The sequence below is a fragment of the Vibrio sp. 2304 genome (assembly GCF_033339475.1).
GTDB lineage: Bacteria > Pseudomonadota > Gammaproteobacteria > Enterobacterales > Vibrionaceae > Vibrio > Vibrio alginolyticus.
The window spans coordinates 28,461-47,559 of record NZ_JAWOUQ010000009.1 but is presented as its reverse complement, the minus strand read 5'-3'; the positions used below and the strand labels follow the sequence as shown (position 1 = coordinate 47,559).

The 19,099-nt window shown below is 43.9% G+C and carries 13 protein-coding genes and 1 pseudogene; 9 read left to right on the top strand and 5 right to left on the bottom strand.

The window, feature by feature from the left end; translation table 11 throughout:
• Positions 1-35: 35 nt before the first annotated feature.
• Positions 36-1,337: an anaerobic sulfatase maturase gene (locus R7P64_RS17090; RefSeq protein ID WP_213971544.1), complete on the bottom strand. Its 1,302-nt coding sequence runs from the start codon at positions 1,335-1,337 to the stop codon at positions 36-38.
• 106 nt (positions 1,338-1,443) lie between these two features.
• On the bottom strand, positions 1,444-2,970 hold the full coding sequence (locus tag R7P64_RS17085) for an arylsulfatase (RefSeq protein ID WP_318123744.1): 1,527 nt from the start codon (positions 2,968-2,970) through the stop codon (positions 1,444-1,446).
• A gap of 141 nt (positions 2,971-3,111) precedes the next feature.
• Between R7P64_RS17085 and R7P64_RS17080 the strand changes: the two genes are divergently transcribed.
• Positions 3,112-3,969: a LysR family transcriptional regulator gene (locus R7P64_RS17080; protein WP_025767859.1), complete on the top strand. Its 858-nt coding sequence runs from the start codon at positions 3,112-3,114 to the stop codon at positions 3,967-3,969.
• A 134-nt stretch (positions 3,970-4,103) separates the two neighbouring features.
• On the opposite strand, the pseudogene R7P64_RS17075 reads toward R7P64_RS17080, so the two are convergent.
• Positions 4,104-5,635: pseudogene (locus tag R7P64_RS17075) on the bottom strand (arylsulfatase).
• Positions 5,636-5,941: 306 nt separating this feature from the next.
• Here R7P64_RS17075 and R7P64_RS17070 point away from each other — a divergent pair.
• The 3 genes from R7P64_RS17070 to R7P64_RS17060 all read left to right on the top strand — a co-directional run bounded on the left by R7P64_RS17070 (position 5,942) and on the right by R7P64_RS17060 (position 8,973).
• The gene (locus R7P64_RS17070; protein WP_053349174.1) at positions 5,942-6,328 is read left to right on the top strand and encodes a winged helix-turn-helix domain-containing protein; all 387 of its coding nucleotides are present in this window, start codon (positions 5,942-5,944) and stop codon (positions 6,326-6,328) included.
• 80 nt (positions 6,329-6,408) lie between these two features.
• Positions 6,409-8,763: a fatty acid cis/trans isomerase gene (locus R7P64_RS17065; protein ID WP_170960431.1), complete on the top strand. Its 2,355-nt coding sequence runs from the start codon at positions 6,409-6,411 to the stop codon at positions 8,761-8,763.
• Between the two features lie 18 nt (positions 8,764-8,781).
• Entirely contained in the window at positions 8,782-8,973 is a 192-nt protein-coding gene (locus R7P64_RS17060) for a hypothetical protein (RefSeq protein ID WP_005376565.1), read from the top strand.
• Between the two features lie 50 nt (positions 8,974-9,023).
• Here R7P64_RS17060 and torS read toward each other — a convergent pair whose 3' ends face one another.
• Positions 9,024-11,987 carry a TMAO reductase system sensor histidine kinase/response regulator TorS gene (torS, locus tag R7P64_RS17055; RefSeq protein WP_136977175.1) on the bottom strand — a complete coding sequence of 988 codons (2,964 nt, stop codon included), beginning with the start codon at positions 11,985-11,987 and terminating at the stop codon, positions 9,024-9,026.
• A gap of 43 nt (positions 11,988-12,030) precedes the next feature.
• On the opposite strand from torS, the gene torT reads away from it, so the two are divergent.
• Entirely contained in the window at positions 12,031-13,080 is a 1,050-nt protein-coding gene (gene torT, locus R7P64_RS17050; protein ID WP_080960073.1) for a TMAO reductase system periplasmic protein TorT, read from the top strand.
• A gap of 64 nt (positions 13,081-13,144) precedes the next feature.
• Positions 13,145-13,600, top strand: coding sequence for a methylglyoxal synthase (locus R7P64_RS17045; protein ID WP_005376571.1), 456 nt, complete (start codon positions 13,145-13,147; stop codon positions 13,598-13,600).
• A gap of 77 nt (positions 13,601-13,677) precedes the next feature.
• Here R7P64_RS17045 and helD read toward each other — a convergent pair whose 3' ends face one another.
• Positions 13,678-15,747, bottom strand: coding sequence for a DNA helicase IV (gene helD / locus R7P64_RS17040; RefSeq protein WP_213898393.1), 2,070 nt, complete (start codon positions 15,745-15,747; stop codon positions 13,678-13,680).
• 324 nt (positions 15,748-16,071) lie between these two features.
• Between helD and yccS the strand changes: the two genes are divergently transcribed.
• The 3 genes from yccS (at position 16,072) to R7P64_RS17025 (ending at position 19,028) form a co-directional block, all read left to right on the top strand.
• Positions 16,072-18,225 carry a YccS family putative transporter gene (yccS, locus tag R7P64_RS17035; protein ID WP_053303489.1) on the top strand — a complete coding sequence of 718 codons (2,154 nt, stop codon included), beginning with the start codon at positions 16,072-16,074 and terminating at the stop codon, positions 18,223-18,225.
• 189 nt (positions 18,226-18,414) lie between these two features.
• Positions 18,415-18,645, top strand: a complete 231-nt coding sequence (locus R7P64_RS17030) for a hypothetical protein (protein ID WP_005376575.1) — start codon at positions 18,415-18,417, stop codon at positions 18,643-18,645.
• An 80-nt stretch (positions 18,646-18,725) separates the two neighbouring features.
• A complete protein-coding gene (locus R7P64_RS17025) occupies positions 18,726-19,028 on the top strand; it encodes a hypothetical protein (protein ID WP_318118941.1) in 303 nt (100 codons plus the stop codon).
• Positions 19,029-19,099 lie beyond the last annotated feature (71 nt).

Below are 19,099 nucleotides of genomic sequence, written 5' to 3'. Positions count from 1 at the left end.
AACAAATGAAATAACTTAAGGTTATATTCACTATGTTATCTTTGCGGTTCTTGAGATTGGAGAAGTTGTGCAAGACCAACCAACATCGGTAACGCATAATCAAAGAACATTTTGATTCCCGAACACAAATAGTTTAGACCACTCTCACCATTCGGCGTTTTGATCAAACGGTTTTTGGGGCACTCACCCCAACAATAAGGCAAGTAAGGGCATTGCTTACAATACGTCGGCAATGAATCGCGTTTTGCCATGCCAAAAGTATATTGTCTTGTAGAGAAGGCCATTTCATTCAGTGAGTGTTCATGAATGTTGGCGAGTTTGTATTCTGGATACACATAGTGGTCGCAACTGAACACGTCGCCATTGTGCTCAATCGCCAACCCTTTGCCACAAAACTCCGCCGTCATGCAAAGCTGAGACGGTTTCCCCATTACTTGCGCCACCGCGGTTTCAAACAGATTAACCAACACACGGCCAAGATCGTTATTCACCCACTCTTCAAAGGTCGCCATTAAAAAGCGTCCCCAGTCTTCAGGATCGACTGACCAATCCGTTACAATCGACATTGGATGCCCCGGTTTAGCCAGATCACTGCCTTTGGTTGGGATCATCTGTTCGTTCCAAAACTGCGGCGCGGTTGTTTGGAAGTTGTTGGCTTCTACCACCGGCGCAAACTGAATATAAGTCACACCCAATTCTTGGGTTAAAAATCGATATACTTCGAGCGGGTATTTCGCATTGTGACGATTCACCGTGACCAACGCGTTGAATTTCACGCCATGCGCTTTGAGCTTATCTACCGCTTTCATCACGAGATCAAACGTTGGCTTACCGCTGCGGGTTTTGCGATATTTGTCGTGCAGCTCTCGTGGTCCATCAATCGACAAGCCAACTAGGAAGTTGTGCTCTTTTAAAAACGCACACCACTCATCGTTTAGCAAAATGCCGTTGGTCTGAAGATCGTTTTCAATGCGAACGCCTTTCGGCTGATGTTTCTTTTGCAAAGCTACGACATTGCGGAAATAGTCCAACCCAAGCAGCGTCGGCTCCCCGCCCTGCCATGAGAATACAATTTCTTCGCCATCCTGACTTTCGATATAGCTTTTCACGAACGCTTCCAGTGTTGCGTCGTCCATTTTTGGCTGCTTTTCTTGGTGCAGTAGATTTTCTTTATGCAGATAAAAGCAGTACTGACAATCGATGTTGCACTTTGCTCCGCCTGGCTTTGCCATCACATGGAATCGACGGTCATACGCGCCCAGAACCGGCGCTTTAGACGCCGTTTTAAGAGGAACAATAGGCATAGTAGTAGAATGGCGAGGGGAAATCTTACTCATACGTTTCTCACTATTACATATACCCAAATAACCTCGTGAGCGCTGTACAGCAAAAGTGAAGCTATTTGGGTATATAGCGCTCCAAAAAGCGCTATATAATCTTAATTTACTTAGAAGACTTAGGTACGAACGAACCTGCTTCCATACGAGGCGGGAATTCTTTGAATGTACCCATCACCTCTTTCACTGTATCCATTGCTGGCATCATTAAGAATGAACGCTCGTACATCCAACGAGAATAACCCATGCCTTGATCGCCTCGTTCAAATGGATCAATGCTCAAGTCAAAGATCAGTGGCACACGAAGTTTAGTGAACGGCTTACGCCATACATCCATACCCGTTTCATTCTCTTGAATCATAAAGTGGAACTTGTACTTTCCTTGGCGCAATGCCACAAGATCGCCGTCGTCGCTCCAGTAAACGAACTCATTTCGTGCGGATTTGTCTGACTTACCCGTTAAATATGGCAGTTGGTTGTAACCGTCTAGGTGAACTTTGTAGTCCATATCGCCAACTTTTTTGCCTTTTAGCAGTTCGTCTTTAACTTTGGTATCACCTGCCGCAGCAACTAGTGTCGGGAAAAAGTCCTCTAATGACATCATGCCGTTGAATGTTTTACCTGCCTCAATTTTTCCAGGCCATTTAATCAACATTGGCACACGGAAACTCCCTTCCCAGCCAGTGTTTTTCTCTGAGCGGAACGGTGTCATCCCTGCATCCGGCCACAAATCAACCATAGGGCCGTTGTCAGTGGTGTAAACAATGATTGTACTGTCATCCACACCTAACTCTTTGATCTTGTTAAGTAGCTGACCGATTTGGTCATCGTGCTGCTTAACACCATCCGCGTAGAAACCGGCACCTGTTTTACCTTGGTATTCTTCAGGAACATGTGTGAAGTTGTGCATGCGAGTGGTGTTAAACCAAGTAAAGAACGGCTTGTCCGCTTTTACTTGCTTTTCTATGAAGCTCTCTGCGGCATCAAGAAACTCACCATCAACATTTTCCATACGCTTACGCGTTAGTGGACCGGTATCTTCGATTTTGCCGTCAGCGTAAGAATGGATAACGCCACGAGGGCCAAATTTCTTCTTGAACTCCGGGTCTTTAGGGTAACCCACGTTCTCTGGCTCTTCTTCTGCGTTCAAGTGGTATAGGTTGCCGAAGAATTCATCAAAACCGTGGTTGGTAGGAAGATGCTCGTCTCGGTCACCTAAATGGTTCTTACCAAATTGTCCGGTTGCGTAACCCATTTGCTTAAGCACGGTTGCAATCGTCGGATCTTTTTCCGAGATACCTTCCGGAGCGCCTGGTAAGCCCACTTTTGATAGACCTGTACGTTTTGGCATTTGACCAGTGATGAATGCAGAACGGCCTGCTGTCGAGCTTTGCTGTGCGTAGAAGTTAGTGAACTTCGCACCCTCTTTAGCAATGCTATCGATGTTTGGCGTGTTGTACGCCATCATGCCTTGGTTGTAGGTACTAAGGTTCCAGTAACCAACATCATCACCAAAGATGACAAGAATGTTGGGTTTGTCTGCTGCATGTGCAACTGCAGATGCAGCGCCCAAAGCTAACGTACATGCGTTAAGTACGAGTTTTTTACTGCTCGTTTTGGTCGCATTTTTCATATTATCTCCAAGAGTTCGCTAGTGCGTAAAAAATGGTATTCGCTTTTCAATACCATTGTTGATATAAGATAAAGCACTAATTTAAGGCGATAAATGCAGTCAAAATTAGTTAACCTATAAATTAAATTTATGAGTGACGTTATGGACTTGAATTTGATCCAAACTTTTCTTGTTGTTGCGGAGTTTCAATCTTATACAAAAGCCGCGGAACAATTAGGGCTTACACAACCTGCTGTGAGCGCTGCAATAAAGCGTTTAGAGCAAGTCGTAGATAAGCAATTATTCGTTAAAAAAGGACGAGGGATCGCACTAACCTCCACCGCTTATCAATTACTGCCGCAATTCCAGCAAGCGGTTAATATTATTGACAATGCGATATCTGATAAAAATCATTTTGAAGTGTGTTGTTCGGAAATTTTGTTGCACATTATGGACCCGATAAAGAACACTATTTTTTATGAATCACCACCCGAAAAATTCCTATTATTTGAGCTGTTAAGACAACAAAAAGTCGATCTAGTAATCGATACGGTGATCACGAAAGATGCAGCGTTTATTATTGAAGATGCCTATGAGGAAGAAGCCGTGGTTATCTGTCGTGAGAACCATCCCCGTGTACACGGCACGCTCACAAAAGAGCAATTTTATGAGGAAACTCACTGTTTATTTTCAGGAAAATGGAACAACATGTCGGGGTTCGAGCAACTAGCAAAGGAAACAATTCAAGAAAGAAAAGTCGACTTGATCACATCTTCGCTAGCGGGCATGGCGCTGTATGTCGCCCAAAGAGACAGTTTAGGGATCGTGTCTCAATCTTTTGCAAACAAGTGGAGCAAAGCGCTCAAACTTCAAATTTTGCCCTGCCCCATTTCGATACGCTCTATCCCTTACAAGTTCGTCTACCATAAGCGAGAGGTAAACAACCCAGCCCACATCGCTCTACGTGAAAAAATCAAAGCCAACTTAACGGCAGCCCACTACGAACCAATTTGTTTATAACTCTTGTCAATTGAAGCGTTAGGCGTTTTCGTCATCAAGCTTTCTACAAACCTGAATAGATAGAATTTTACAGATAAAAAAGAGGCTCACGTTAATGAGCCTCTTTCTATATGTGATACTTCACTTAGCTTTTCTTACTTATTTGGGTTCTCTTTTAGTTTCTCCATCACTTGATCGAGCGAGAAGCTTGCTGCTTTTTGCCTTGGTGGGAACTCTTTAAACGTTTCAAGGAATCTGCCAACGTAAGCTTGCGCAGGAACAAGCATGTAAGCACGGTCTAGCATCCAATCATAGTAAGTGTTAGAAGTGATATCAGCCACTTCGTAAGGATCCATACGCAAGTTGAAGATCTTAGGAACACGAAGTGTGGTGAATGGTTCAGCCCAAATACGCAACGTGCCTTTTGCTCGTTGCTCCATAAAGACCAGCTTCCATTTGTTATAACGAAGTGCAGTTAAGTCTCCATCATCTGAGAAGTAAAAAATTTCTTCACGTGGGGCCTTATCCTCTTTACCAGTCAAATATGGTAGGAAGTTATAGCCGTCTAGGTGAACTTTGAATTTCTTACCATTCGCACTATAACCTTTGAGCAATTTCTCTTTGATATTGTCATCACCCGCGGCAGCAACGAACGTTGGCATCCAGTCCATGTGATGCATGATATCATTCGAAACAGAGCCAGCTTTAATTTTACCCGGCCAACGTACCATCGCAGGAACTCGGTACGCACCTTCCCAGTTGGTATTTTTCTCTCCACGGAATGGCGTTGTGCCTGCATCTGGCCACGAGTTCATGTGTGGGCCATTATCGGTGGAGTAAAAGACGATTGTGTTGTCTTTAATACCCAAATCATCCACTTTTTTCAGCAGCTGACCTACATGATTATCATGCTCGACCATACCATCTGCATACTCGCTGATGCCTGTTTTTCCAGAGTTCTCTTCTTTCACATGAGTACGGAAGTGCATACGAGTTGCGTTCCACCAGACAAAGAAAGGTTTTTCAGCCTTGACTGCACGATCCATAAAGTCGAGTGCCGCATCTAACGTCTCTTCATCCACGGTTTCCATGCGCTTGCGAGTTAGAGGTCCTGTATCTTCAATTTTGCCATCAGCGTACGAACGGATAACGCCGCGCGGACCGAACTTTTTACGAAACTCAGGATCTTTAGGATAATCGACGTTTTCTGGCTCCTCCTCGGCGTTCAAGTGATAAAGGTTGCCAAAAAATTCATCGAAGCCGTGATTAGTAGGAAGGTGCTCATCTTTATCACCTATTGCCCTGTCATATAGCCCATCGGCTTCAGCATTTCGGCAATGGTTGCGTCCTCTTCCTTCAAGCCAAGATCAGCACCTGGAAGCCCCACTTTACTCAAACCTGTTCTAAGAACGGTTTGGCCCGTAATGAAAGTAGAACGGCCCGCTGTACAAGATTGCTCACCGTAATAGTCAGTGAACATCATGCCTTCTTTGGCGATACTGTCTATATTTGGTGTTTTGTACCCCATCAAGCCAAACGTGTAAGCACTGAGATTGGACTGGCCAATATCATCACCCCAAATGACGAGAATATTTGGTTTCTCTGCTGCGATACTGCTACTTGTCGCACCGATTAAAGCGGCGGCAAGAATCGCTAATCGGCGTTTAACGCCATATTTCGCTGTCATATAAACCTCTGTGTGTATTAGAAAAGTGCTTCCTGCAACAGAATGTATAGTTCACAAATAGCGGATAAGCGAATTTACTAAATGAGAATTCTTTCTATCTTCGCCTAACATTACACCGTTATTTGTAGCTAATACGCACTCCAATAGCACTTTAGTTCAGAGCGCCATCGCACCATTCATCACTACTGTTAATCTCAAATATTAAGATTGTCTACGCATATCACAGCGCCCATAAAGTACCTGATTGCTTTTATATAAATATTAATGATAATACGTTTTACTACCATTAATAATTAAGGTGCCCGCGTGCTTGACTCCAAGGTTTCAAATGGAAAAACTTACCAATGCCAACACAACGGCGTTCACCATAATGATGAGGAGCTATTACTAGATAAGCGCACTCACTCTGTGGTACTCAATTACTTGCCAAACAAGAAATCTGTTCAGTTAACAAGCATTCAATTTAAGCTGCTGCAAACTCTCACTCACCATCAAGATCAAGTACTTAGTAAGCCTTTTCTTTACGAAACAGTACTAAAACGTGAATTTACTGAACATGATCGAGCACTCGATATGCACATGAGCAGAATGAGAAAGCGTCTAGTTCACGAAGGCGTTCCGACAGACAGAATTCAGACAGTCCACCGCCAGGGTTACATTTTCAAGCGCTCAGACAATCAACAGAAAAATTAACGCTAATTGACCCAACTTTTGGTAATTGACCGCTTATTTTGCTTTAATTAATGCAAATTCTAATCACGTAAAATAACTCAATGAATTTGCGCTTAATTTTTACACTTTGCATTGCTACTTTGTTTGCCGGCTGTGCAACCTATGCTGGTCTTAACTATGATCAACTGTTTGGTCCACAGCTCGTGCGTGAACGCACTGTTGACGTGGAAACCCCTCAAGCAAACTTCTTCCAAAGCGAAGTTAAACCCATTATGGATAACCGCTGTGTCGTCTGCCACGCGTGCTACGATGCACCATGTCAACTTAAGCTCTCTTCTGTTGAGGGCATTGACCGTGGTGCGAGTAAAGCACTGGTATATGAAGGAACAAGACTCACAGCCGCAGCACCAACACGCTTATTCGAAGATGCAGAAACAACCCAAGAGTGGCGCGATGCGGGTTTTCATCCGGTTCTCAACGAACGTGATCAAAGCATGGCAGCCAACATTGATGCAGGCCTTATCGCACGTTTGCTACAACAAAAAGAGCGCCACCCATTGCCTGACCAAGTCCAGTTAGAAGGCTTTGACTTTTCGATAGACCGAGAGCAAACCTGTCCAACGATTGAAGAATACGAGCAATACGAAAAGGATAACCCAACCTGGGGCATGCCTTTTGGTATGCCAAATCTATCAAACAGTGAATACCACACACTCATGACTTGGTTGGAAAACGGCGCAATAATGAACGTTCACCAACCTGTTAGTGAGAATGAGCAAGCGCAAATAGATAAGTACGAAGCATTACTTAACCACTCTGATTTGAAAAATCAGCTGATGGCTAGGTATATATATGAGCATTTGTTTTTATCTCATCTCTACTTTTCGGAACTCGATGAAGATCCCCGATTCTTCACGCTCGTCCGCTCTGCTACACCACCAGGACAGCCCGTAAAACGTATTTCAACGCGTCGCCCGTATGATGATCCAGGGGTTGAACGCGTGTTTTATCGAATTATTCCAGAGCAAGGGACCATAGTAGATAAAACTCACATGCCATTCGCGTTAAACAAGCAACGCATAGAGAACTGGAAAACTTGGTTTATTGATGCTGATTACATGGTTAGTCAGCTACCGAGTTATGAACCAGAAGTTGCTGCAAACCCGATGACATCATTCATCGACCTTCCAGTTAAGTCGCGCTTTAAGTTCATGCTAGATAATGCGCAAAATACAATAATGGCATACATCAAAGGCCCAGTTTGTCGTGGCCAACTGGCATTGAATGTTATCAATGATCGCTTTTGGGTGTTTTTCCTTGATCCAGATAAAGCAGACATCCCAGAAGTAAATGAGTTTTACCGATCTCAGGCTGATAATCTAAAACTACCGGCAGAACAAGAGAGTAACACGCTACCTGTTACCAACTGGGTCAAGTACGCGCGCCAGCAAGCTCGCTACCTAGAGGCTAAATCTGAGTTCACTAATAACTGGTTTAAAGAAGGTGAAAACCTATCCACCGATGTAATTTGGGATGGTAATGGCACCAACCATAATGCGGCATTAACGATATTCCGCCATTTTGATAGTGCTTCTGTTGTTCAAGGGTTAGTTGGTGAGCAGCCTAAAACAGTGTGGATTCTTGACTACGCGTTACTAGAGCGTATCCACTATTTGCTTGTTGCTGGGTTTGACGTTTACGGTAACTTCGGCCATCAGCTCATGACACGAATGTTTATGGACTTCTTGCGTCTAGAAGGCGAAAGTAACTTTATCTCGTTGTTACCCGCCGATATGCGCCATGAACTGCAATCTAGCTGGTATAAAGATCAAAGCCCGCAGTTGAGTGACTTTTTACAACGAAATGTGAAGCCGTTTAACCAACCAACCAGCGTTCAGTATAAGAGTGACGATCCAAAAACGGAGTTGGTGGAGTTGTTGAGCGAACATGTTTCAGATGTGCTTCTGCCTCGCTACGAAATTCAAGACACGGCTCTTTCTGCGAGTAGTGAAAAGCAACTAAAACGTATTGACCACGTTCGTGGTGAAGGCCTAAAAACCGTTCCGCAAATCACTATGCTTATGGTGAGAAGTCAATCAGGGGAAGATGAACTGTTCACCTTACTTCACAACAATGCACACACAAACATCTCTAGCTTGTTTGATGAAGAAAGTAACCGTGACTTTGCTAACGATGATATGACCATTGTACGCGGCGTTGTGGGAAGCTACCCTGCGGCATTTTTCTCGATCAACGAAAACCAAGTAAAAGATTTTGTCGATCAATTTAGTGCCATCCAAAACGAGTCCGATTACGTTAAGTTATTGGATAATTTTGCGATTCGTAGAAGCTCAGAAAAATTCTGGTCATTTAGCGATCGTTTACATAATTGGTACCGTACAAAACAACCGATCGAATTTGGATTACTTGACTATAATCGTTTTGAGAATCGATGATGATTTAAGGGGGTTCTCATGGGTATCCGAGATAACATTGCCGCTCTTGAACAACAGATTTACGTTGCTTGTTCTGAGGGAGACTACGAAACGGTCAATATGCTTGAGCATCAACTCGAATACTTGCGTGGCAAAGTGGAACATCCTTTTGATGATGACCCTTATGCCCTAGACACTCGATTCGAGTGGGAAGATGACATGACCGAATAGAAAAAACCTCCGGAAAGCCGGAGGTTTTTTTATTTTCAATGCTCGATGGATTACTTCGCCATTAACTCATCCAGAGCTTGAATTGATGCAGACACTTGAGAAACTAAATCATCTTTAGTCGCATTATAGGTATCTAAAGGTTGAGCCGCGGCTTCAATTGCTTGGCAAGCGTTCATTAGCGCAGTTAGTCCTAAACTTCCTGCACTGCCCTTTAATTTATGGGCAAGGTTCTTTACTTCTTTACTATCATTGTCCTCAGCAGACGCTTGCAGCTTGCTTAATACATCGGTGCTGGTGGCTCTAAACAGATTAATAATGTGCAACATCTTATCTCTGCCCAAGATTTTCATATCGGACTCAATCACGCTCGGATTAATGATAACCACATCGGGTTCCTTTTTTTGGGGTGCTTGAACGACCTTTGATTGTAGCTCTTGTTCTTGAGGCGAAATTTGATCAAACGGGGTACAGTCGGCATTTTGTGGCAACAACAACGGCTTTCCGTCTAGCGCATCCTGAATCAATGCCGCGAGTGCCTCTTTTGCCAATGGCTTAGGCAAGTATCCGTCAAAACCAGCGGCTAGATAGCGCTCAACTTCTTCCGCAAAAACGTGCGCAGACACTGCAATCATTGGCGTGACGGCAAGCGCTTTATTGGCCGGCTTATCACACTCAATCCGCTTTAAGCGTTGGATCAACTCAGTTCCATCACAATCAGGGAGGTTGATGTCGACCAAAGCGATATCAAAATCTTGTGTGCTGATCAGTTGCTCTGCTTGTGAGCCGTTTTCCGCCATCACGACTTGATGCCCCATGCTTTCTAGAAAACCTTCCGCGACCACTCGGTTGACTTCATTATCTTCTACTAGCAAGACCTTTGCTTTCACTTTGCAACGTGCGGTTGCCACGGTTCCTGTTTCAACAGGTTCGCTTTCCTCTAACGGAATAGAGAACCAGAATCGGCTACCATTTCCCTCTTCGGAATCGACTTCTAAAACACCGCCCATCGCTTCAATGATTCGCTTACTGATGGCAAGTCCAAGCCCCGTGCCTCCAGTTTGGCTCATCCCACCTTCAGCTTGCGTGAAGGCATCAAACAACGTTCTCTGGTATTTTTTGGCAATTCCTATTCCAGTGTCTGATACTTCAAACAGGACTTGCGACTCGTCCTCAGGGTTCAGGCTAACGTAGATATCAATTTCTCCTTCGTCAGTGAACTTAATCGCGTTACCAACAAGATTGTTCAGCACCTGACTGATTCTGGTGACATCCCCTTTCCAGTAGCGACTAACATCACTTTCAATATGGTAGGAGAACAGCAGCTTCTTCTCTTGTGCTCGACTGTTCATTAACTGGAAAGTGTCCTCCACCATTTGGTGTAAATCAAAGCCCATGTGACGAATTTCTAAATGCCCCGCTTCAATCTTGGAGTAATCCAGTACATCATTAAGGATCGCGAGCAACGTTTTACCACTACGATTAATGATTTCCGCATAACGCTTTTGAATTGGGTTGAGGCCTGAGTCAATCAACAAGCGTGCTGTCCCCAACACTCCGTTCATTGGCGTTCTTATCTCATGGCTCATCGTCGCCAAGAATGCCGATTTTGCTCGGCTCGCTTGCTCTGCTTGCTTGCGAGCTTTAGCGTGATTCAAAACCTCTTCATTCAAACGGCGGTTTGCTTGTTTTAACTGCGAAGTGCGCTGCTCAACGAGCTCTTCTAAATGCTCTTTATGCTCCTCAAGCTCTCGCTTGGCTTGAGCTTCACCCTCTGCTACCACTTTTAGTGCTTGCGCGGTATTACGAGCCGTGATGATGGCCTGCCCCATATGCGCCAACTCATCTTTGCCTTTCACTTCCAACTCAACCGCTAAGTTACCCTGCGCCACAGACAGCAACGCAGCGGAATATTCAGCTAACCGCTTCACAACAGAAAGGTACACCACACGCCATAAAATCAGCACCAATACAATCAAACCAACAATTGAAATAACGGTTAAAGACCACTGAGCGAATTTCAGTGTGCTGGTCAATTGGTCTACAGCGACGGTAGTGGTTTTGTTTGAATCATCAACCAATTTGTTGACCGTGCCATTCAGCTCTGAGAACAACTCTAATGTCTTTTGCATCAGTTGTTGTGACTGTTCGTTATTCTCGTATTGCTGCATCAGTATAGAAAATACGACCTGACGCTTACCAAGCTCTATGAGCAGTTGGCTCATTTGCTTAGAGCGCGTAGGATCTTCCACAGCGAGTACACGGCGTTGCATGATTTTGAGGTTGCTATCGAAATCACTTTGAACCTGTTGAATTCGCTCAATATTCGTTAATGTCCGAGCCTCTTCAATCTGATTCAACATTTTAAAGGCCAACAAGTGCAGTTCATGCAATCGCTCAGTCAGATCAAGATCGACCTCCACCAGTGCATCTAGCGCCTGATAAACTTGCGATTTTTTATTCGATTCTAATAAGTCATAAATATGCGTGACGTTAGCAACAGCAATGGTGCTTGTATTCTGAACTTGCGTACGAGTTAGTTGTTCTAGCTCTTCACTGAGCAGACGCATTTCTTCAACACGAGTATCTATCTCTTTTGCAAGCCACAGCTTTTTTTCAACCGAAACACCGAGTTCTGCCAAATTGTCGATAACGTTCTGGACGTTATTCTCTAAAGCTTCTAACAATTGAGAATCGAACGACTCACTGCCGAGCTCCTTGATGTGAGTGAGTAAAGACTCGAGCTGTTCGAACAGCACTCGCCCTGACTCCTTTCTTTCCTGCTCGTTTCTTGCGTTCGACAACATTTGTACAGACGAAATAATACGAGTACTCAACTCAGAGACTTGCCTCGCCTCAATCATGGCGGGAATCGCAGAATCCACGACATTTCTTTCGGTTTTGGCAACCAAAGAAAATCCAGACACACCAATAAGTGCCGATAACATGACCAGTATTGCCATCGCAATGAAAGACAACAAAAGTTTACGACCGATGCTTGCAGTTGCTAGCAGCATATTTTCATGACCTTAATGTTCGTGTTCAGCGACATATTACGTTATATTTTGCAGTGTTTACTTAATCTATGCCAACGAACTTCATTTCATGGTTAAAAATCAACACGCATTTCGCACATTTTTCAAACATTCTGCAGCCACTTTAACCCTCGTTGCTTCTTTGCCAGCGGTTGCCGCAGAGAAAATATGTGCAATATACCCTCACCTAAAGGATTCATACTGGTTGTCAGTAAACTATGGAATGGTGTCCGAAGCGAAAAGAGAAGGTGTCGAGCTACGAGTTCTTGAAGCGGGCGGCTACCCAAACAAAACCCGTCAAGAACAACAACTCGCACTGTGTAACCAATGGGGAGCAGATGCAGTTATCCTTGGGACCGTGGACCCACAGGCTTACGAGCATTCACTTAAAAATTGGGTAGGGAATACTCCCGTTTTTGCTACTGTGAACCAACTCGACTTGGATGAAGAACAAAGTGAGTTGCTAAAAGGGACTGTCGGTGTTGACTGGCATTGGATGGGATACGAAGCGGGTCAATATTTGGCAGCTCGTCATCCAAAGGGGTCAGGAAAGACCAACATTGCCTTACTTTTGGGGCCGCGAACTCGTGGTGGTACGAAACCCGTTACTGCCGGATTTTATGAAGCGATACAAGGAAGTGATATCAACATTGTTGACTCATTTTGGGCAGACAACGACAAGGAGTTACAACGTAACCTGGTTCAACGTGTGATCGATATGGGAAATATAGATTACATTGTTGGCAGTGCAGTGGCGATTGAAGCGGCCATCAGTGAGCTGCGCAGTGCAGGCAAAGCTGAGGAGATCGGTTTAGTTTCTGTGTACTTAAGTCATGGTGTATATCGAGGCCTGTTACGTAACAAAGTGCTCTTCGCACCAACAGATAAAATGGTGCAGCAAGGTCGGCTTTCCGTGATGCAAGCAACGCATTACTTAAGAGGTGAAGCGTATGACAAACATGCCTCACCAACCATCAAACCACTGACTCCGAAGACGCTTCATGATGACACGATCGAAGAATCGTTATCTCCGTCAGAATATAGGCCGACATTCCGTGTTAAGGCTGTTGATTGAAAGACCAAAAACGTGTTCTATTGAGTCACAACAATTTTAAAATCATACAAACGGAAACATCTTGATGCAAAAAACCATTCGTACCATGCCAACCCATAAACATGTGGCTTTGGTTGCTCACGACAACTGCAAACCTGAGCTACTTCGCTGGGTAAAAGAAAACAAAGAAAAGCTACAGAGTCACTTCCTTTACGCAACTGGCACGACAGGACACATGCTAAGTAAAGAAACTGGACTTGCGATCAAGAGCATGATCAGTGGTCCGATGGGCGGTGATCAACAACTAGGCGCTCTCATTTCAGAAGGCAAAATCGACGTTCTCGTTTTCTTTTGGGATCCACTGAATGCCGTACCTCACGACCCAGACGTTAAAGCGCTTCTTCGTATTGCTAGTGTTTGGAATATTCCTGTAGCAACGAACCGAGCCACCGCTAAGTTCCTGTTTAACTCCCCTCTTCTTGAGCAAGAAGTAGACATCGAAGTGCCGGATTACGAAGCCTATCTTGCTGAGCGTATGTAAGCTTTGATGCCAACCAAATAAAGCAAAGGCGATACCAAGTATCGCCTTTGCTGTTTTTAACATTCTAAACGTTGCATTTAACGGGAAGTCACGATGGGATAGTCACCATTAACGAGCTCTTGAACGAATGCAGACCCCGCACCAGTATGCGTGATCCAAACCTTCTCTTTCGCACGTGTAATCGCCACGTAAAATAGCCTGCGCTCTTCTGCGTAAGGGAATTTGTCTTTGGACTCCGTCAACGCACCATCAATGTGAATTTGCTTCTTCTTAGCGGGGAATTGCCCCTCATCCACAGAAAGAATAATCACAAAGTCAGCTTCGCGTCCTTTACTCGCATGGCAAGTCATAAAGCGAATATCGAGATTAGGGAAACGTCGCAACCAATCGTCGAACAAATCGGGCTTATGATAATGGTTACGTCCTAGCAATAAAACTGACTTGGTTTGCTTGGCTTGTTGATTCAAGTGATCCAAGATCTTTTCCACTTGATTGCTCGGCGCGGTATGTACGCTCTTCTGCTTGCGTTGTTTGTGGCTGTTTAGTGTTTTCGGCAACTGCGATGGGTTTTGCTGCACGAATGTATTCGCTACATCACCAATCTGATTGTTGAAACGATAAGTTGTATCTAAGTGATGAACGGTAGAGTGAGCAAAGCGTTCTTTAAAGCCAGTGATAAGATCGACATCCGCTCCTGCAAACTGATAGATCGCTTGCCAATCGTCGCCAACAGCAAATAACGTGGCACCTGCTTGTTTCTGAGTGGATTCACACAGTGCTTCAATCAATGCCAGACGATCTGGAGAGATATCTTGATACTCATCGACCATAATAAAGCGCCATGGCGAGACAAACTTTCCTTTATTCACATAATCTGTCGCACGACTGATCATGGTTGGGAAATCCACTTGGTTGCTTTCTTTAAGCATTTTTTGCCACGCTGTAAAACATGGCCAGCATAAGGCGAGTTCACTATTTAAACGCGTATAGTCTTGGTGGTTTACGAGCTTTTCTTGTACTTGCTTTTTGGTCAACCCTACCGACGCTAAATGAGACAGCTGCGAATCTAGCCAAGCGATCAGTTTTGGATTTTCTGAATGGCTTCCTAACTCATCATCCCCTTTTAGGTACGCAATCGGCCATTTGTCTAAATGTTTTTGCCAACGTTTAAAGTTGGTGGGTGTCATCCAATGTTTTTTCAACCAGTCTACACACCATGCTGTTCGTTGATTTTCGTCCAACGCTAAAGGACTAATTTCGACAGGTTGCTCTTCGACTTGTTTAAGAATATACAAACCCAACTGATGGAATGTGTTTACGCGCACACCGTCTGCCGCCATGCCCACTTTATCTACTAAGCGTTCTTTCATTTCAGTCGCCGCATCACGACCGAACGCTAACATGAGAAGCTCTTCTGCTTGAGCTTGATGGCTTTGCAACAAATAGGCAACTCGTGCGGTTAAAACGCTGGTTTTGCCCGAGCCGGCACCAGCAAGAACTAAGTTGTGGTCGTCGTTGAGTAATACCGCATATTGCTGGGATAAATTCAAAGGAGAGGATTCAATTTGATTAAACAGCACTTCCCAATTTGGACGTTCTGCTTCTAGCCAATCGCGATTACGTTCACCAAGCGCCTCAGAGGTATCAATGAGCCAAGGCTCTATTTGCGACATACGATTCGGCATCCGCATTTTGGCTTCTTCTAGGGTGGTTTTCATCTCGCTTAACTCTTGGTTAAGACTTTCAACCCAGGAGACCACTTGAGAATGCGATAAGTAAGCAGGCAAGTGCTTTAATTTGTAAAGCTCTTCTTCCCACTTAGGTAGATACTCAGCCAGTTTTCGGCACTGAGTGTTGTGCCACTCTTGATATTGACGAACGGCCTCAAGCGCGAACTTTCGGCATTGTGGCCACGGTAAACCTTGGACTAGCCAGCTTTGTTGTTTGCCTTCGTGTTCATGAGCAAAAAACTGTAAAGAGCTCCATAATAACCCACGCTTTACGCTAACTTTGCCATTCCAGATCGTAAAAGGAATATGTTCTTCACTGCCTATCGAGCTTAATAAAACACTGTTCTCTTTTATTTCGACGTGATGGTACTCATTTTGAATAAAAAACTGTGCTTTGCTAGTGGCAGTAAGCTGCATGAAACGTGCGCCTTTTAGTTTAGAAGTTGTCGATTTATATCATTTTAAGGCGCTAAATTGTAGCAACGGCGAGCTCCTAAGTAAGCTTCTTCTTCTATTCTTTAATAAAATTCACATTACTGTCGATTTAATAACCTAAAGCTGAGGTTATTTGAAGCTGGCTTTACAATCCTAAATACATGACATGGTAGCTTTAATATAAGTCAATGACATCCCTGCTGATTTTATCAGCAACCACGAATTTTTCTTAAAGTAAATCATAAACGCGCTATAGTGGGTCTGGTAGTATTCCCCCTGTTCTTCATCGGAAACATAAGGCGCATTGTGCAAGCAACTTCTAAATTTCGGCTATATTGGGCAAACAAGACGATAAATTACAGCGTTCTTATCCTCATTACCTTACTGGGTGTGGTTATCCCAACTTGGTACTTCGAGCAAAACACGCTGATAACGCCATTAATATTAGGCGTTATTGCTGCTGCTTTGGCTGAAAGTGATGACAGTTTCACTGGACGCATCAAGGCTCTGATTCTCACCTTTCTCTGTTTTGCGCTTGCTGCTTTTTCAATTGAAATCTTGTTCGATACCCCTTGGGCTTTTGCGTTGGGATTATTTATTTCAACCTTCGGCTTCATCATTCTTGGGGCGATAGGTCCTAAGTACGCGAGTATTGCTTTTGGTTCGTTGCTGATCGCTATTTATACTATGCTTGGCGCACATGAAAGCACCAACATTTGGTTTCAGCCACTACTGCTTTTAACCGGTGCCGCTTGGTATTACTTCATGTCCATGATTTGGCAGATATTTTGGCCCCTTCAACCTGTGCAACAAAGCCTAGCCAATGTGTTCTTCCAAATGGCGAATTATCTTGATGCGAAAGCCAAGCTTTTTCACCCTGCGACCAACTTGACGCCACAACCGCTACGGATTGAAGCTGCAAAATGCAATGCTGCCACGGTTACGGCACTAAACGCTTGTAAAACCACATTACTTAACCGATCGAAACGGGGTCACATTGATGGGCCTAGTGACCGATTTTTAAATATTTATTTCATCGCTCAAGACATTCACGAACGCGTCAGTTCTAGCCATTATCGCTATCAGGATTTAGCGACCGAATTTGAACGTTCTGATGTGCTGTTTCGTTTTAAATATCTTTTGGAGTCTCAAGCCCAAGCGTGTCGTGATATTGCACTAGCCATTCAGCTAGGAAATGAATACTCCCATACCGATCAATCTATTCTGGCATTAGCTGAAGTACAGAACTCTCTTGCTTATCTAGAAGAACAAAAGCAAGGGCACTGGAAACGTCTGCTGATGCAGTTAACATATTTATTCAACAACTTAGCGACGGTAGAAAAACAACTTAATAACATTAACAACCCAGATGTAGAAGGCCTAGAAGAAGATACCCTCGCCGATACCAACCCACACACGCTAAAGGCGATGTGGCAGCGTATATCAGCAAATTTACACAAAGATTCGATGCTGTTTCGGCATGCATTACGTATGTCAATTGCCTTAACGATTGGCTATGGAATCATTCAAATATTCAACATCGACCGAGGTTACTGGATACTCTTAACCACTTTATTCGTATGCCAACCGAACTACAGTGCCACTCGCCAAAAATTGACTGCGCGAGTAATAGGTACATTAGCTGGTTTGTTGATTGGTGTACCATTGCTGACTTTTTTCCCTTCTCAAGAAAGCCAGTTAGTATTTATCGTTATCTCTGGTGTGATGTTTTTCGCCTTCCGGATGAACAACTATGGGTACGCGACTGGTTTTATTACACTGCTCGTCCTCTTCTTATTTAATCAACTAGGTGAAGGTTACGCAGTTGTCCTTCCTCGACTAGCAGATACCCTCATCGGGTGTGTGCTTGCAGTAGGAGCTGTATTAGTTATTTTGCCCGACTGGCAGTCGAGAAGGCTTCACAAAGTTATGTCGGATGCGATAGAGGCGAACAAGCAGTATCTCGATCAGATCATTGGTCAGTATAGAATCGGCAAGAAAGACAATTTGAGTTACCGTATCGCTCGCCGCCAGGCCCACAATAATGATGCCTCACTATCTTCTGCGATTAGTACGATGCTGGCGGAGCCTGGCAAATATCGCGCAGCTGTTGATGAAAGTTTTCGCTTCCTAACGTTAAATCACGCAATGTTGAACTATATTTCTGCATTAGGCGCGCACAGAACTCGCATCGAAGATGAGTCAATTCATAAACTCGTTTTAGATGCTCACCGTTGTATTCATCAGCATCTGGATGTACTTCATAAACAGCTTCACCAGCATTGTGAGGAGTGTGACCTATCTAATATTGATGATGCTGGACTCGAGCAACGCTTAAACGAATGGCGCGATGAAGACGACAGCTCTGCCCGCATGGTATTGCAGCAACTTCATCTTATCTATCGCATGCTCCCAGAGCTTCATTCACTTGCTAGTAAGTTTGCCGTCAGGGTAAGTTAGTAACATTCAAACCATATGTAAGAGGGAAGCGCTATATCGCTTCCCTTTTTCTTTTTACGTTTCCATCTACCCCAAAGTGGGTAATTATGTACCTTCTTAGGAAAAATCTGACGTATCACTTAACACACCTTGACAATATTCGGACAAAAAGCAATCGATCAAATTCTAATCTATTTTGGTTGAATAAATATGTTGTATCCAAAGGATGAAGAATTTCGGGCAACGACGGATAAACCGAATCACGACGAAGGTATTGAGATGAACGCACAACAATTTAATGAACTTAAGCAAAAGCTCAGTGATTTAACGGCAAGTCAGTTAAAGTCATTACAAGGTGAGATCAGCGTGAAACTAAATAAAGCGCAAAAACCGGTTCTATCTGGTGAAGAAAGAGAAATGCTTGCCAAACTGTTTGCCTAATCAAGTCATTGATATAAAACACTTGAACGTTTTATAAACTCCACCTATGCTCTCACTATCATAATGTTGGGAGTAGTGATATGCCTGTATCGGGAATTCAATCTGGATACCACATCGTTCAGATGTCACAACAAATGGCCGAGAAAGCTGCACATGGCATTAGCAATAATGTAAGTAAGGTAAAAGAAGAGCTTTCTGATCACAACATCGATTTAGCTGCGGTTGCGGATGTCGCAATAACAGCCTCAACACCTAGCCTTCCCTCTCAAAAAGTTGAATCTTTCATCAACCTCGCACAAGCCGCTGGTTATAACCGAGTTGGCGCGTCTGTCATAGAGAAAAACAATGAAATCATTGGCAGCTTGCTAGACATCCACGTTTAGGCGATTTAACGTCAAATTATCGCTATTTTAATTTCCAACTATCACTATAACGTCGTAACAAGATAACCCCT

Bases quoted from the DNA above. Each gene is read 5' to 3' on its own strand.
- R7P64_RS17090 (WP_213971544.1), bottom strand. From the start codon at position 1,337: ATGAGTAAGATTTCCCCTCGCCATTCTACTACTATGCCTATTGTTCCT.
- R7P64_RS17085 (WP_318123744.1), bottom strand. From the start codon at position 2,970: ATGAAAAATGCGACCAAAACGAGCAGTAAAAAACTCGTACTTAACGCA.
- R7P64_RS17080 (WP_025767859.1), top strand. From the start codon at position 3,112: ATGGACTTGAATTTGATCCAAACTTTTCTTGTTGTTGCGGAGTTTCAA.
- R7P64_RS17065 (WP_170960431.1), top strand. From the start codon at position 6,409: ATGAATTTGCGCTTAATTTTTACACTTTGCATTGCTACTTTGTTTGCC.
- R7P64_RS17060 (WP_005376565.1), top strand. From the start codon at position 8,782: ATGGGTATCCGAGATAACATTGCCGCTCTTGAACAACAGATTTACGTT.
- torS (WP_136977175.1), bottom strand. From the start codon at position 11,987: ATGCTGCTAGCAACTGCAAGCATCGGTCGTAAACTTTTGTTGTCTTTC.
- R7P64_RS17045 (WP_005376571.1), top strand. From the start codon at position 13,145: ATGCAAAAAACCATTCGTACCATGCCAACCCATAAACATGTGGCTTTG.
- helD (WP_213898393.1), bottom strand. From the start codon at position 15,747: ATGCAGCTTACTGCCACTAGCAAAGCACAGTTTTTTATTCAAAATGAG.
- R7P64_RS17030 (WP_005376575.1), top strand. From the start codon at position 18,415: ATGTTGTATCCAAAGGATGAAGAATTTCGGGCAACGACGGATAAACCG.
- R7P64_RS17025 (WP_318118941.1), top strand. From the start codon at position 18,726: ATGCCTGTATCGGGAATTCAATCTGGATACCACATCGTTCAGATGTCA.